Genomic DNA, 13,363 nt, shown 5'->3' on the forward strand with positions numbered 1-13,363 from the left:
ACAGGCCGACCAACAGCGGCGTGCTTCGGGCCACAATGGCGCCATGAGCACACAACGGGTTTCGGACAAGGTGGCCGCGCAGCTGCGTGCGCTGGTGCAGGAACAGCAGTTGCAGCCGGGCGACAGGCTGCCGGCCGAGCGCACGCTGGCCGTTCAGCTGGGGGTCTCGCGCACTGCGCTGCGCGAGGCCATCGCGCAGTTGTCCAGCCATGGTCTGCTGACCGCGCGGGTAGGCGGTGGCACTTACGTGAGCGAGCCCGCCGCACGTGCGCGGCAGGCGCTGGATGAACCGCTGGTGCCGTACCTGCCGCTGTTCCAGGGGGACCCGGAATACCGCTTCGATGTGCTGGAAATCCGCCACGCGCTGGAAGGCGCCACGGCCTGGCACGCCGCGCTGCGCGCCACCGACGAGGACCGCGCACGCATCGCCCAGGCGTTCCAGACCATGATGGATGCGCATGGCAAGGACGACCCCGCCGGTGAGGCGCAGGCCGATGCGGCCTTCCACCTGTCCATCGCCGAGGCCTCGCACAACCTGGTATTGCTGCAGGTGATGCGCGGCCTGTTCGAACTGCTGCAGACCAATATCTCGCAGAGCCGCGAAAAGCTCTACACCTCGGCCAGGACCTTCTCGCCGCTGTCCGACCAGCATCGCGAAATGATGGATGCGGTGCTGGCCGGCGACCCCGAACGTGCGCGCGCCGCCGCGCATGCCCACCTCGAGTTCGTGCACACCACCCTGCGCACCCTCGATGACAACGAAGCCCGGCGTGCGCGGGCTTCACGTCTACCTTCCCCACACGGTTGACCCCATGATCATCTCCGCCTCCACCGATTACCGTGCCGCAGCCGAACGCCGGCTGCCGCCGTTCCTGTTCCACTACATCGATGGTGGCGCGTATGCCGAGCACACGCTGAAGCGCAACGTGTCCGATCTGTCCGACATCGCGCTGCGCCAGCGCGTCCTGCGCAACATGTCCGACCTGAGCCTGGAAACCGAGCTGTTCGGCGAGAAGCAGGCGATGCCGGTGGCACTGGCACCGGTCGGCCTGACCGGCATGTATGCCCGTCGCGGCGAAGTGCAGGCCGCGCGTGCAGCCGACAGCCGCGGCATTCCGTTCACGCTTTCCACGGTGTCGGTGTGCCCGATCGAAGAAGTCGCCCCGGCGATCCAGCGCCCGATGTGGTTCCAGCTGTACGTGCTGCGCGATCGCGGTTTCATGCGCAATGCGCTGGAGCGCGCGCAGGCGGCCGGTGTAACCACTCTGGTATTCACTGTCGACATGCCGGTGCCGGGCGCGCGCTATCGCGACGCACACTCGGGCATGAGTGGTCCGAACGCTGCAATGCGCCGCATCGGCCAGGCCATCACCCATCCGCGCTGGGCGTGGGACGTGGGCCTGCGCGGACGCCCGCATGACCTCGGCAACATCTCCACCTACCGTGGCAACCCAACGGGCCTGGAGGACTACATCGGCTGGCTGGGCAGCAACTTCGATCCGTCCATTTCGTGGAAGGACCTGGAGTGGATCCGTGAGTTCTGGAAAGGCCCGATGGTGATCAAGGGCATCCTCGACCCGGACGATGCGCGTGATGCGGTGGCGTTCGGCGCCGATGGCATCGTGGTCTCCAACCATGGCGGCCGCCAGCTTGATGGCGTGCTGTCCACCGCACGGGCGTTGCCGGCCATCGCCGACGCCGTACAGGGTGACCTGAAGATCCTCGCCGATTCGGGCATCCGCACCGGCCTGGACGTGGTGCGCATGCTGGCGCTGGGCGCCGACACCGTGCTGCTGGGCCGCGCGTTCGTCTACGCTCTTGCCGCGCAGGGCGAGGCCGGCGTGGCCAACCTGCTGGACCTGATCGCCAAGGAAATGCGCGTGGCGATGACCCTGACCGGCGCGCATCGCATTGCCGACATCGGCCGTGATTCGCTGGTGCGCCTGCCATGAGTGATCGCAATACGGTGCTGGAACAGTTGCGTGCCGCGGTGGGGGACCGCCACGTACTGACCGGCGACAAGGCCACCCGTCGCTTTCGTCGCGGCTATCGCTTCGGTGATGGCCCGGTACTGGCGGTGGTACGCCCGGGCACGCTGCTGCAATTGTGGAACGTGCTGCAGGCCACGGTGCAGGGCGGGGCCGCGATCATCCTGCAGGCGGCCAATACCGGCCTGACCGGCGGTTCCACCCCGGACGGCGACGACTACGGCCGGCCGATCGTGCTGGTCAGCACCCTGCGCCTGACCGGCATCCAGCTGTTGAACGAAGGCCGCCAGGTGCTGTGCCTGCCCGGCACGACGCTGGACCGGCTGGAGCAGACGCTGGCGCCACTGGGCCGCGAGCCGCACTCGGTGATCGGCTCGTCGTGCATCGGCGCCTCGGTGCTGGGCGGCATCTGCAACAACTCCGGTGGCGCGCTGGTGCGCCGCGGCCCGGCCTATACCGAACTGGCGCTGTATGCGCAGGTCGACGCGCGGGGTGAACTGCAACTGGTCAACCATCTGGGCATCGCGCTGGGCGATACGCCCGAGCAGATCCTGCAACGCCTGCAGAGCGGTGACTACAGCGCTGCCGATGTCAGCGACGGTGATGGCCGTGCCGCCTCCGATCCGCGCTACGCCCAGGAAGTGCGCAAGGTCGATGCCGATACCCCGGCACGCTTCAACGCCGACCCCAGCCGCCATTTCGAGGCGGCCGGATCTGCCGGCAAGCTGGCGGTGTTCGCCGTGCGCCTGGATACCTTCGAGAAGGAGGCCGCCGAGGTCTTCTATATCGGCAGCAACCGCACCGACAGCCTGACCGCGATCCGCCGCCAGCTGCTGACCGGCTTCGAGCGCCTGCCCATCGCCGGCGAGTACATCCACCGGGATGCCTATGACATCGGCGAGCGCTACGGCAAGGACAGTTTCCTGCTGATCGACACGCTCGGTACCGCGCGCGTTCCGGCCGCATTCGCACTGAAGAGCCGGGTTGATGGCTGGTTCGAACGGCTGGGCCTGCGCGGTGTCACCGACCGCGTGATGCAGGCGCTGACCGGCCTGTTGCCCTCGCACCTGCCCAAGCGCATGGGCGAGTTCCGCCAGCGTTACGAGCATCATCTGCTGCTGAAGGTTTCCGCACAGGATGCGGCTGCCACCGAGGCCTGGCTGCGCGGCTTCTTCAACGACCACGAAGGCGGCTACTTCCATTGCACGGCGGACGAAGGGCGCAAGGCCTTCCTGCATCGTTTCGCGGTGGCCGGTGCGGCGGTACGCTACCGCGAAGTGCATCGCGACCAGGTGCAGGACATCGTCGCGCTGGACATTGCGCTGCGCCGCGATGACGCCGACTGGTTCGAGCAGCTGCCAGCCGATATTGATGTGCGCCTGCTGCACAAGCTGTACTACGGCCATTTCCTGTGCCATGTGTTCCACCAGGACTACATCGCGCGCAAGGGGGAAGATCCGATGGCCATCGAGCATGCGATGTGGGCGTTGCTGGACCAGCGCGGCGCGGAGTACCCGGCCGAGCACAACGTCGGCCACCTGTATCCGGCCAAGCCGGCGCTGGCCGGCTTCTACCGCACGCTGGACCCGAGCAATACCTTCAACCCCGGCATCGGCCAGACGTCGAAGGCGAGAGGGTGGGGCAGCTGCGACTGCGACGGGCACTGATGGTGAACTCGTCGAAAATTCGGATTCTTTGTATTCCAGACTCATCGCCTTGGCACTAGCCTGAGCCCTTGCCTTAGGCGGATACAGGATCGATGCAGAGCGCAAATGAAATATGGGTGTCCATCAAGGCGTCGCTTTTCGAGAAGAACTGTCTGGATGAGATGCAGCTACGGCCAGGAGCTTCCGAAAGTGAATTGATTGGACTGGAGACCAAGCTGGGAGTTGTTCTGCCAGATCTGCTGAAGCAGATGCTGATGATTCACGACGGACAGGATGGGTTCGGGCTGCTTTTCGGAAATCAGATGCTCTCGATAGCGGAGATCCTGCGACAGTGGCAGGGATGGCGGGAGATCGAGGCTGACGGGATGAACGAAGACTGCGCTGAGTTCATGGAGGCTAGCCCCCCTGGGGTGGTGAAGCCCATGTACACGAATGCGCGCTGGATACCGCTCACGCATGATGGTGGTGGAAATCATATGGGCCTGGACTTCGATCCGGATGCGGGAGGGGCTGAGGGTCAGATGATTGCATTTGGCGCCGACGAAGATACGAAATATCTTCTCGCACGTACTTTTGATGATTTTGTGGCGAAGGCCTTGGAGTGGATCCAACAGTCGCGTTGGAATGACGGCGACCTGCAATCCATGGCCGATGATGGTTTTGCTCCTCCTGCGATTCTGCGTAGCATCAGCGGATAGCCTTGGATTTCGCTCTCTTGATGGCTCCCTGCATTGCTCGCGACGTGATCGGAAATTGATTCGGGGAGCCCGTTCTTCTCTGCGTTACCATCCGTGTTCCCTAGGCACGCACCGATGCGCAGGAATTGCGATGCAGAGAACGATTGTTCGCACCGTGCTGAGCACGCTGCTGCTGTCCGCTCCGCTGCTTGCGGAGGCTGCCGCGCCCGTTCAACACGATGCCGCAGGCAACCGACTTGAAGCGCTATTGCTGCAGGGCGGGCAGGGGCCGGACGGCCCGGAGCGCTACTGCACTGCTGATGGCCAGTGGTGCGTGCAGGCGCTGCCTTCAGCGGGCGAAGACCAGCCGGCCTCGCTGGAAGTTGCCGAGCGCGCGGATGCTGAAGGCGAGCCGCAGATGCGCTACGTGCCCATCGACGTGGTTGACGATGGCGACCTGCGGGTCTGGCCCTTCATCGTGCGCCTGGCTCCCGGCGCCGGGGCAGCCCAGGCCGTGGCCGATCCACAACAGGCCGCATTGCAGAACGTGCTTGTCGGCGGTCTGGTGGAGGCCCGTGCGATGTATTCCGGCGGCGGTGCCAGCGCATCGACCCTGCACCTGGCACGCATCCGTCATCTCGACGATGGCATCCAGGTGGACGCCGACGTGCTGTCCGTTGCGTGGTCGGCCAACAAGATGATCCGGGCCTGTTTCAGCGAGCGCGATTTTGATCAGCGTGCCGGCGCCTGCCATGACGAGTACAGCTTCGATGCGGAACTTGCGCTGGCAGCCGAAGCGCAGGACATGCCCGTACTGCGCTACCAGGCCGGGGCCACCAACTATCCAGCCGGGGTATCACCGCAGCGGGACTCGCTGGCCAAGGGGCGGTTGACGAAGAAGGACCTGCGCACCGAACAGGATGCGCAATGCAGCTACACGCGCACCTTCCGCTTCACGTCAGGGGCGTACCAGCCGGACCAGCCGCTGCCGGAGTGCTCGGCCTACACCGAGCCCTGAACCATGGAGCCGGGCGCAAGCCCGGCTCTGCGCAACGGCCGTGACGCGCTTACTCGCAGCGGGTGGCGGTGATGATGTTGTCCTTGTCCACGAACACGCGCAGGCGGTCCTGGCGGATGTCCTTGCTGGTGATGGTGGCCGGGCCGATGGGGTTGACCATGCCGGCTCCGCTTTCGCTGGACAGGCGGCGGATGTTCGGCTCGTTGGCCGGCTGGCCGATGGCCCAGCCCAGCTGGCTGGCATCGCAGCGGCCACTGCCCTTGACCTCCGGGCCGGGAGTGCTGACACAGGCCGACAGCAACAAGGCCGAGGCGGGCAGCAACAGAGTCAGGCGGATGGTCATGCGGGCGCTCCTGCGCAGGGGATTGGCGGCACGATAGCACTGACCGCGCGAAACCCGGCAGCGTTCGGGTCATTGCCCGCGCGGCCGCCGCACTGCATAGTGGCCGGCGTTGCCGGCAACGTGCCGGCGGGCAGGCCGGGCCACTCCGGTGCAGGTGTTGGGTCCGGTATGAGGTCAGGCAGTTTCCGTGGCAGGCAGAACGCAGTGAAGGCGACGGCAGTGCTGTCGTTGCTCTGCATGGCAGTGGCAGCCATGGCTGCCGAACCGGCGCCAGCGCCCGCGGCCGAAGCGCCGGTATTTGGTGGCTGGCGCAACCTGCAGACCGAAGCCGGTTACCAGCCGGCGCAGCGCAACCTGGCGTTCGCGATGCTGCCGCAGGCCGCAACCCGTGGTGATCGCTTCGCGATCCTCGACCGTGAAGGCAAGCGCACGGTGTGCTGCCTGCAGGTGGACAGTGAGTCGCTGGGTGTTGCCGCGCTGCGCGAGCAGTACCACCTGCCGCAGGCCGGGGTGACCGATCTGAGCAACGGCCGCAGCCCCGCGCGCCCGTATCTGCCGCATGTCTATGCGATGCAGCGGGTGGATGAACTGGCCGATTATGGTTTCGCCGATGTTGCCGGCGCCTACAGCGACCTGGGCGGGCTGCTGCTGCCCGACGCTGCCGCCTTGGCTGCTGATGGCACTGAAGTGCGCGTGGGCGAGGGCCATTATCGCCTGCAGTTCCACCGCCAGCCGCTGGCCGATGATGACGGCGCACTGGACCGGTACACCCTGCAGGTGCTGCCTGCCGGCGCCCCGGTCGTGGTTGAAGTGCCGTTCGGCACCTACTGATTGCCACATCCCACTGGCTAGAATGGCGCGCGGCGCTGCCTGCGCGCCTGATCCTGCGAGTTGTTGCCGTGCGATTTCTGTTGCTGCCCCTGCTGTTGCTGGTCGGTTGTGCCAGCGTGCCCCCTGCGCCGCCACCGGCCCACTCGGATGCGCTGTGGCGCCTGATCGAACGTGATTGCCAGGGCGCACAGTCGCCACGCGGCGATTGTCTGCAGGTGCGCCCGGCCGTTGATCACCGCGATGTGCTGGTCAAGGACGCACACGGCCGCTATCAGTTCCTGCTGATGCCGCTGGACAAGGTCAGTGGCATCGAAAGTCCCGCGTTGTACCGGCGCGGGGCACCCAATTACTTTGCTGCCGCCTGGCAGGCCCGCGCTCGTACCGAGCAGGCACTTGGCCAGCGGTTGCCGCGCAGCGTCGCCAGCCTGGCATTGAACTCGCCGCATGGACGTTCGCAGCACCAGCTGCACATCCACGTCGACTGCCTGCGCGCCGACGTGCTGCGGGCGCTGGAAGACAATCGCGCGGCCCTCGGCACGCAGTGGGCACCGCTGCCGGTACGGCTGCGCGGCCATCAATACCAGGCGCGGTTGCTGCCGGGCGAGGCGTTGACTGCCAATCCCCTCAACCTGCTGGCCTATGGCCTGAGCGGTGTGGACAGGGTTGGCCAATGGAGCCTGCTGGTGGCGGGGCACGAGGACGTGCATGGCGCGCCGGGTTTCATCCTGCTGGCCACGCAGCTGGATCCCGGCAGCGACAACGATGCCAGCGCCGAGGAGCTGCAGGACCATGCCTGCAGCGTGTTGACCGGCGCGGATGCTTCGCTGGAGCGGGTGCGCTAGTTCTCTGCTGACTGCCGTTGCCGCCAGGCAGGGGCTGTCAGGGCGTAGAGCTGGCGGTCCTGCCAGCCTTCGACATCCAGGTGGTGGTCGCGCAGCAGGCCTTCGCGCTCGAAGCCGATCGCCTGCAGGGTAGCGACCAGCGCGCTGCCTGCATCGGGCGGCAGCAGCACGAACAGGCGACGGATTCCCACCTGTTCGAACAGGAACGTGCACAGCGCCTGCAACGAAGCGTGCAGCTGCCGCCGCTGGGGACAGCCTGCGGCATGCAGCCAACGCAGTTCAACGCTGCGCGCATGCGCGCAATGCAGGCGCAGGTTCAACTGGTCCAGCAGCTCACCCGCTGCGTCGAAGCTGCCCAGCAGCAACTGATCGTTGTCGTGTTGCAGCTGCGAACGCTGAACACCGCAGAGGAAATGGGCTTCGGCATCGAAATGGTCAGGCGGGTTGCCGCTGCGTTCGACCTGACGATAGTGGTGACGCCAGGCGGAAAGGTCTGAACGCTGCAGCGGGCGCAGCACCACAGGCCCGTGCTGGAGCAGCAGGAGGTGGCGGCGCAGCACCGGTCGCAGCGGTGGCAGGGAAGTAGGGAAATACCGGTTCATGGGGTGGGACGATGCCGCAGGCCGCCGAGGGGGAACAATGAAAGAAGTTGCAAATGCAGTGCGGTCGCTGCCTGCGGTCTGATTCGGTTCAGGCATAACGCCATCAAGCCTGGTCATTTCCGTTGCAACCATCCGTTCAGGACACTTTCGTTACGGGATCGTTATGCGCGCACCGTCGCCAGCGCCCCGGACCACCCGCCCAACTCCCCCAGGAAGCCCATGTCCGCCTCTCCCCTGGCGCTGCGCCCGCGTCCGCTGGTGCTTGCCTTGTCGTCCCTGATGCTGGCCTCGTTGCCGGCCTTCGCGCAGGAAAGCGCACCCACCTCATTGCAGGAAGTGAAGGTCACCGGCTCGCGCATCCCGCGTGCCAGTGTCGAGGGGCCGTCGCCGGTCACGGTGATCAGCCGCGAGCAGATCGATGCGCAGGGCTATCGCAATGCATTCGATGCGTTGAGCGCGCTCACCGAGAACACCGGCAACGTGCAGGGCGAGGACTTCGGCAATACCTTCACCCCGGCGGCGAACACCATCAACCTGCGTGGCCTGGGCCCGAACCGCACGCTGGTGCTGGTCAACGGCCGCCGTCAGGCCGACTATCCGCTGGCCTACGAAGGCTCGGTGAACGTGGTCAACCTGGCCAACATCCCCAGTGCGCTGATCGAGCGCATCGAGGTGCTGGCCGCAGGGGCATCTGCGGTGTATGGCTCCGATGCCATCGCCGGTGTGGTCAACATCATCCTCAAGGACCGCTTCGACGGCGTGGACGTCAACGTGCGTGCCGGCGGCACCCAGCAGGGCGGTGGTGACAACCAGCGCGTGCAGGTGGTGGGAGGCAGCTCGGGCGACCGCTGGGAAGGCCTGTTCGGCTTCGAACTGGACGTGCGCAAGGCGATCCATGCGCGCCAGCGCGATTTCATGGATTCGCTGGACGATGACCCCACCGGCAAGGCGCCGCAGCCGACGGCCGTCGCCTATCGTCGCAACGCAGCCACCGGTCGCAACATCGATCCGGGCGCCGCCGGCTGCAATGCGGCTTCGGCCATCTACGGTGGCAGCGTGCTGCGCGCCAACAACCCGCGGCAGGGCTGGTACTGCGGCAGCAACGAAGCCGCTGCCAGCTACTGGACCGTGCAGACCGAGAAGCGCAACCTCAACGGTTACGGCCTGCTGACCTTCCACGTCAACGAGACCACCGACCTGTTCGCCGATGTCGCGCTGGGCAGCGCACGGATCAACAACAATACCCGTGCGCCCACCTGGACCTCGTCACGCAACTACTTCTACAACCAGAACACGGGCAACCTGGAGAGCTGGTACCGCCGCTTCGCGCCGGAGGAAATCGGCGGCCTGCCGCGCAATGCCAATCGCTTCCTGGAAAGCTCGTGGTCGTTCAACGTCGGTGCGCGTGGCCAGATCGGCGACAGCGGCTGGGACTACGAGGCCGTCTACAGCCGCTCGCGCTACGAGAACCGTACGCGCCGCCCGGTGCTGCTGGCCGGCATCAACGAGTACCTGCTGGGCCCGCAGCTGGGCGTGCGCAACGGTGTGGAGGTCTACGCACCAGACCCTGCGCGCCTGTTCCAGCCATTGACGCCCGACGAGTACGGCCGCCTGTCCGACTACCAGGAAAGCCGCAATGCCGCGTGGCTGCAGACCTTCAGCGCGACGGTCAACGGCCGCCTGTTCGCGTTGCCCGGTGGCGATGCCGCATTGGCCGCGGTGGTCGAAGCGGGCAGCCAGGGCTACCGCAACCGCCCGGACCCGCGCTTGGGCACCGGCGAATTCTGGAACACCAGCGCCGGCATCGGTGCTGGTGGCGAACGTGACCGCTATGCGGCCGGTGTTGAACTGCAGCTGCCGTTGCTGCAGTCGCTGACCACCACCCTGGCAGGTCGCTACGACCAGTACCGCGCCGGCGGCGAGCATATCGGCAAGGCGACCTGGAGCTTCGGTGTCGAATTCCGTCCGATCGAAAGCCTGCTGATCCGCGGCACCGCGGCCACCAGCTTCCGTGCGCCGGACATGAACTATGTGTTCGCCACCGAGACCCGAGGCTACAACCCCGGCATGACCGACTACTGGCGCTGCCGCACCGCCGGCCAGTCGTATGACAACTGCGACTACAACGGCCTGTCGATCGACTACAGCAACCGCGCCAACCCGCAGCTGCAGCCGGAGTCGGCCAAATCGTACGGCTTCGGCGTGGTCTGGTCGCCACTGTCCGGGCTGGATTTCAGCGCCGACTACTACGACATCCGCATCGACAACGAAGTGACCAGCCTCGACACCAGCCGCATCCTGCGTGATGAGGCCGATTGCCGGCTGGGCCGCACCCTCGGCGGCGAAGCGCGCGACATCAGCTCGTCGCTGTGCCAGGACGCGCTGTCGCGGGTGATCCGCAACCCCTCCACTGCCACCGTGCAGCCGGACCAGGTGACCCGCGTACTGATCAACCCGATCAATGCGGCATCGGAGTCGGTGCGCGGCATCGACCTGAAGGGCAACTGGCGCTTCGATGCGGGCCGCTATGGCCGCTTCACCACGCGCCTGGCCTACACCCTGGTGCTGGAGCATGAGTACAAGCAGTTCGCCGATGACGAAGTGCGCGACATCCGCAATTCGCTGGATGACTACCAGTGGCGCAGCAAGGCCAATGGCAGCGTCACCTGGAACCAGGGCGATTGGACCACGACGCTGTATGGCAACCGTTTCGGCTCGCTGCCCAAGACCGATGGCAGTGGCCGCATCGCACCGTACATGACCTACAACGCCAGCGTGTTCCGCCAGTTCGGCGAAAACCTGTCGGTGGGCGTGATCGTCAACAACCTGCGCGACAGCCGCCCGCCGGCGGACAAGAACGGTGGCGGTTGGCCGTTCTATCCGGTCGGCAACTACGACCCGTATGGCCGTCAGTTCTGGGTGCAGCTGGATTACCGGTTCCGTTAAGCGATGCAAAACGAAAGGCCCGGCATTGCCGGGCCTTTCTCTATCTGCGGGTGGATCAGGGCAGTGCCTGTGTGAGGTATGACTCGATGACGTAGCTGAAAGGCTGCTGCTGGCGGTCGCGCAGCAGGGCGCGCACTTCCAGGATCACGCCACGGTCGCCTTCGCCGCGCGGCGGCCAGAACGTCTGGTCGGTCACGGTCTGGCGCTGGAAGCCGAGCGGACCGACCACGCGGCCGAACGGCTCGTCGGTGGTGTCCAGGACCTGGTTCATGGCCGCGCTGAGATGGTCGGGCAGGTACCAGTTGTCGGCCTCGGACAGCACGCGGCTGCCGCAGGCCAGCTGCACGCGCCGGTAACGCAGGGGCGTGGAGGCAGTGGCGCCCAGGGCCTGCAGCACGTCGGCCGGCGCGGTCTTGTCCTGGCCGTGCACACGCACGGCACGGACCCGGGCCTGCTCGGCCAGGCCGTGCTCGGCGCACCAGCTTTCCAGGGTGGCGGTGGCGCTCTGGCCGGCCAGCACGCGCTGGTGCAGTACCTCCACCAGCGCGGCGGAGGCAATCCGCTGCTGGCCCGGCGGCGCCTGCAGGGGCGCGCTGGCGCTGGCATCGGTGGCGGACAGGCTGGCGATCGGGGCAGCGGCCAGCAGGGACGCGGCCTGCCAGCGGCGCAGACGATCGTGGCGGTCGGACGGGCCCATGCGGCATCACAGCGGAAACAGGCGCCCATGTTACCCGTTCAGGCGTGTATCCGGTGTCCCTGCGGCGCACGGTCGCGGACGGGATTCATCGTGCCGGTGAATGCATGGCATGCAGATATTTCGTTGGCCGATGGACGCGGCGGCGGGCAGGATGGCGCCAGTGTTGGTTTTCCGGGAGAACCTGATGACCCTGCAGTTCGTCCATGGTGGCGTCGATCGCGACGGTGCCCCGCTGCATTTCCACATCCGTGATGGGCGGTTTGCCGGCATCAATGGCGACGATGCAGCCGTACAGGGAGCCGAAAGCGTCGATCTGACCGGCTTTACCCTGCTGCCTGGACTGGTCGACGGCCATATCCACTTGGACAAGAGTTTCGTCGGCGACCGCTGGCATCCGCATCAGCCGGTGAACAGCCTGCGCGAGCGTCTGGCGGTGGAAAAGGCCGCGATTGCCACCGCCGCACCCATGGCCGATCGTGCCGAGGACCTGATCCGCCAGTGCAGCGGATTCGGTACGGTGGCGATGCGGTGCCACGTCGACATCGATGGCAGCACCGGCCTGCGTCACCTGGAGGCGGTGCGTGAAGCGGCGCTGCGTTGTGCCGACATCATGCGCATCCAGTGGGTGGCATTCCCACAGGCCGGCGTGATGTCGTGCCCGGGTACGGCGGCCATTCTGGAACAGGCGATTGCTGCCGGGGTGGAGGTGCTTGGAGGCATCGACCCGAGCACGCTGGACGGGGATGCCGAAGGCCAGCTTGCGCTGTTGTTCGGGCTGGCCGAGCGCTATGGCGTGCGTCTGGACATCCATCTGCACGAGCCGGGCGAGACCGGGCTGGCGCAGCTGCTGAGGATCGCCGCGCGCACACGCGCGGCGGGCCTGCAGGGCAGGGTGGCGGTCAGTCACGCCTATGCGCTGGGCGAGGTGCCGTTGGCGCGGGCGCTGCAGGTGGGTGAGGCCTTGGCTGCCGCAGGCGTAGCGATCATGAGCAATGCGCCGGGCGACCATCCGTTCCCGCCGCTGCGTGCTCTGCACGACGCCGGTGTGCGCGTGTTTGCCGGCAACGACAACATCCGCGACTGCTGGTGGCCCTATGGCAATGGCGACCTGCTGCAGCGGGCGATGCTGCTGGGCTATCGGTCGGGTTTCTACACCGATGCGGACCTGATGCTGGCGCTGGACATGGTCACCACCCATGCGGCGGAGGTGATCGGGTTGCCGCAGTACGGCATTGCAGAAGGTCGTCCGGCTACCTTCGTGGCGGTGCGTGCCGACCATGGCCCGGCGGCGGTGGCCGCAGTGCCGGCCGAGCGACGCGTGGTGGTCGACGGCCGTTGGCTGTAGCGGCCGGGCGGTGCCCGGTAGCACCTGGTAGTGCCGGCCGCTGGCCGGCAACTTCAACAGCAACAGCCGAAGCAACAGCGGCATGCCGTGGGAGGGCGGTGCGGTGTCGGATTGCGGGGACGCCGCAAGTACGTCCCTGTAGGCTCGGCAGCCGCATCCATGCGGCTGACACCCCGCAATCCGACACCGCACCGCCTCCGACAGTTTTCCCGGTAACCAGTAGATCCACGCCATGCGTGGATGAATCTCCATTGGAAATCGAATATCTCGAAAAGCATCCACGCGTGGCGTGGATCTACTGGTCGACCAAGGTCGACACCTGCCAACAGCATCACAGAGCGCCGTCCCGCAGAATGCCAGCTTCTGCTGTTGCTCTTGCTGTTGCCGTTGAGGTTGCCGGCCAGCGG

General features: G+C 66.4%; 12 protein-coding genes. 9 read left to right on the forward strand and 3 right to left on the reverse strand.

Annotated features, from left to right (window positions below; all coding sequences use genetic code 11):
• Positions 1 to 43 precede the first annotated feature (43 nt).
• From lldR to K5K93_RS00710, 5 genes are all read left to right on the forward strand, one after another.
• Complete coding sequence (lldR, locus tag K5K93_RS00690) at positions 44 to 808, forward strand: transcriptional regulator LldR (protein ID WP_032975263.1); 765 nt, start codon at positions 44 to 46, stop codon at positions 806 to 808.
• 4 nt (positions 809 to 812) lie between these two features.
• Positions 813 to 1,952, forward strand: coding sequence for an FMN-dependent L-lactate dehydrogenase LldD (lldD, locus tag K5K93_RS00695; protein ID WP_222389142.1), 1,140 nt, complete (start codon positions 813 to 815; stop codon positions 1,950 to 1,952).
• Positions 1,949 to 3,655 carry a D-lactate dehydrogenase gene (gene dld / locus K5K93_RS00700; protein ID WP_222389143.1) on the forward strand — a complete coding sequence of 569 codons (1,707 nt, stop codon included), beginning with the start codon at positions 1,949 to 1,951 and terminating at the stop codon, positions 3,653 to 3,655. Before lldD ends, dld begins: the two co-directional genes overlap by 4 nt.
• A gap of 92 nt (positions 3,656 to 3,747) precedes the next feature.
• Positions 3,748 to 4,353 carry an SMI1/KNR4 family protein gene (locus tag K5K93_RS00705; protein WP_222389144.1) on the forward strand — a complete coding sequence of 202 codons (606 nt, stop codon included), beginning with the start codon at positions 3,748 to 3,750 and terminating at the stop codon, positions 4,351 to 4,353.
• 130 nt (positions 4,354 to 4,483) lie between these two features.
• Complete coding sequence (locus K5K93_RS00710) at positions 4,484 to 5,350, forward strand: hypothetical protein (RefSeq protein ID WP_222389146.1); 867 nt, start codon at positions 4,484 to 4,486, stop codon at positions 5,348 to 5,350.
• Between the two features lie 49 nt (positions 5,351 to 5,399).
• On the opposite strand, the gene K5K93_RS00715 is transcribed toward K5K93_RS00710, so the two are convergent.
• The gene (locus tag K5K93_RS00715; protein ID WP_222389148.1) at positions 5,400 to 5,693 is read right to left on the reverse strand and encodes a hypothetical protein; all 294 of its coding nucleotides are present in this window, start codon (positions 5,691 to 5,693) and stop codon (positions 5,400 to 5,402) included.
• A gap of 168 nt (positions 5,694 to 5,861) precedes the next feature.
• Between K5K93_RS00715 and K5K93_RS00720 the strand changes: the two genes are divergently transcribed.
• Positions 5,862 to 6,524, forward strand: a complete 663-nt coding sequence (locus K5K93_RS00720) for a decarboxylase (RefSeq protein ID WP_222389150.1) — start codon at positions 5,862 to 5,864, stop codon at positions 6,522 to 6,524.
• Positions 6,525 to 6,592: 68 nt separating this feature from the next.
• A complete protein-coding gene (locus tag K5K93_RS00725) occupies positions 6,593 to 7,366 on the forward strand; it encodes a CDP-diacylglycerol diphosphatase (protein ID WP_261311890.1) in 774 nt (257 codons plus the stop codon).
• On the opposite strand, the gene K5K93_RS00730 is transcribed toward K5K93_RS00725, so the two are convergent.
• Positions 7,363 to 7,968: a GNAT family protein gene (locus tag K5K93_RS00730; protein WP_093819196.1), complete on the reverse strand. Its 606-nt coding sequence runs from the start codon at positions 7,966 to 7,968 to the stop codon at positions 7,363 to 7,365. The genes K5K93_RS00725 and K5K93_RS00730 overlap by 4 nt on opposite strands.
• A gap of 219 nt (positions 7,969 to 8,187) precedes the next feature.
• Here K5K93_RS00730 and K5K93_RS00735 point away from each other — a divergent pair, with 219 nt between their 5' ends.
• Positions 8,188 to 10,914: a TonB-dependent receptor gene (locus K5K93_RS00735; protein ID WP_222389152.1), complete on the forward strand. Its 2,727-nt coding sequence runs from the start codon at positions 8,188 to 8,190 to the stop codon at positions 10,912 to 10,914.
• Positions 10,915 to 10,969: 55 nt separating this feature from the next.
• On the opposite strand, the gene K5K93_RS00740 is transcribed toward K5K93_RS00735, so the two are convergent.
• Positions 10,970 to 11,611 carry a hypothetical protein gene (locus K5K93_RS00740; RefSeq protein WP_222389155.1) on the reverse strand — a complete coding sequence of 214 codons (642 nt, stop codon included), beginning with the start codon at positions 11,609 to 11,611 and terminating at the stop codon, positions 10,970 to 10,972.
• A gap of 184 nt (positions 11,612 to 11,795) precedes the next feature.
• Here K5K93_RS00740 and K5K93_RS00745 point away from each other — a divergent pair, with 184 nt between their 5' ends.
• On the forward strand, positions 11,796 to 12,956 hold the full coding sequence (locus K5K93_RS00745; protein ID WP_222389157.1) for an amidohydrolase family protein: 1,161 nt from the start codon (positions 11,796 to 11,798) through the stop codon (positions 12,954 to 12,956).
• The last annotated feature ends 407 nt before the right edge of the window (positions 12,957 to 13,363 follow it).

It is taken from the genome of Stenotrophomonas sp. DR822 (assembly GCF_019793815.1).
Classification (GTDB): Bacteria; Pseudomonadota; Gammaproteobacteria; order Xanthomonadales; family Xanthomonadaceae; genus Stenotrophomonas; species Stenotrophomonas indicatrix.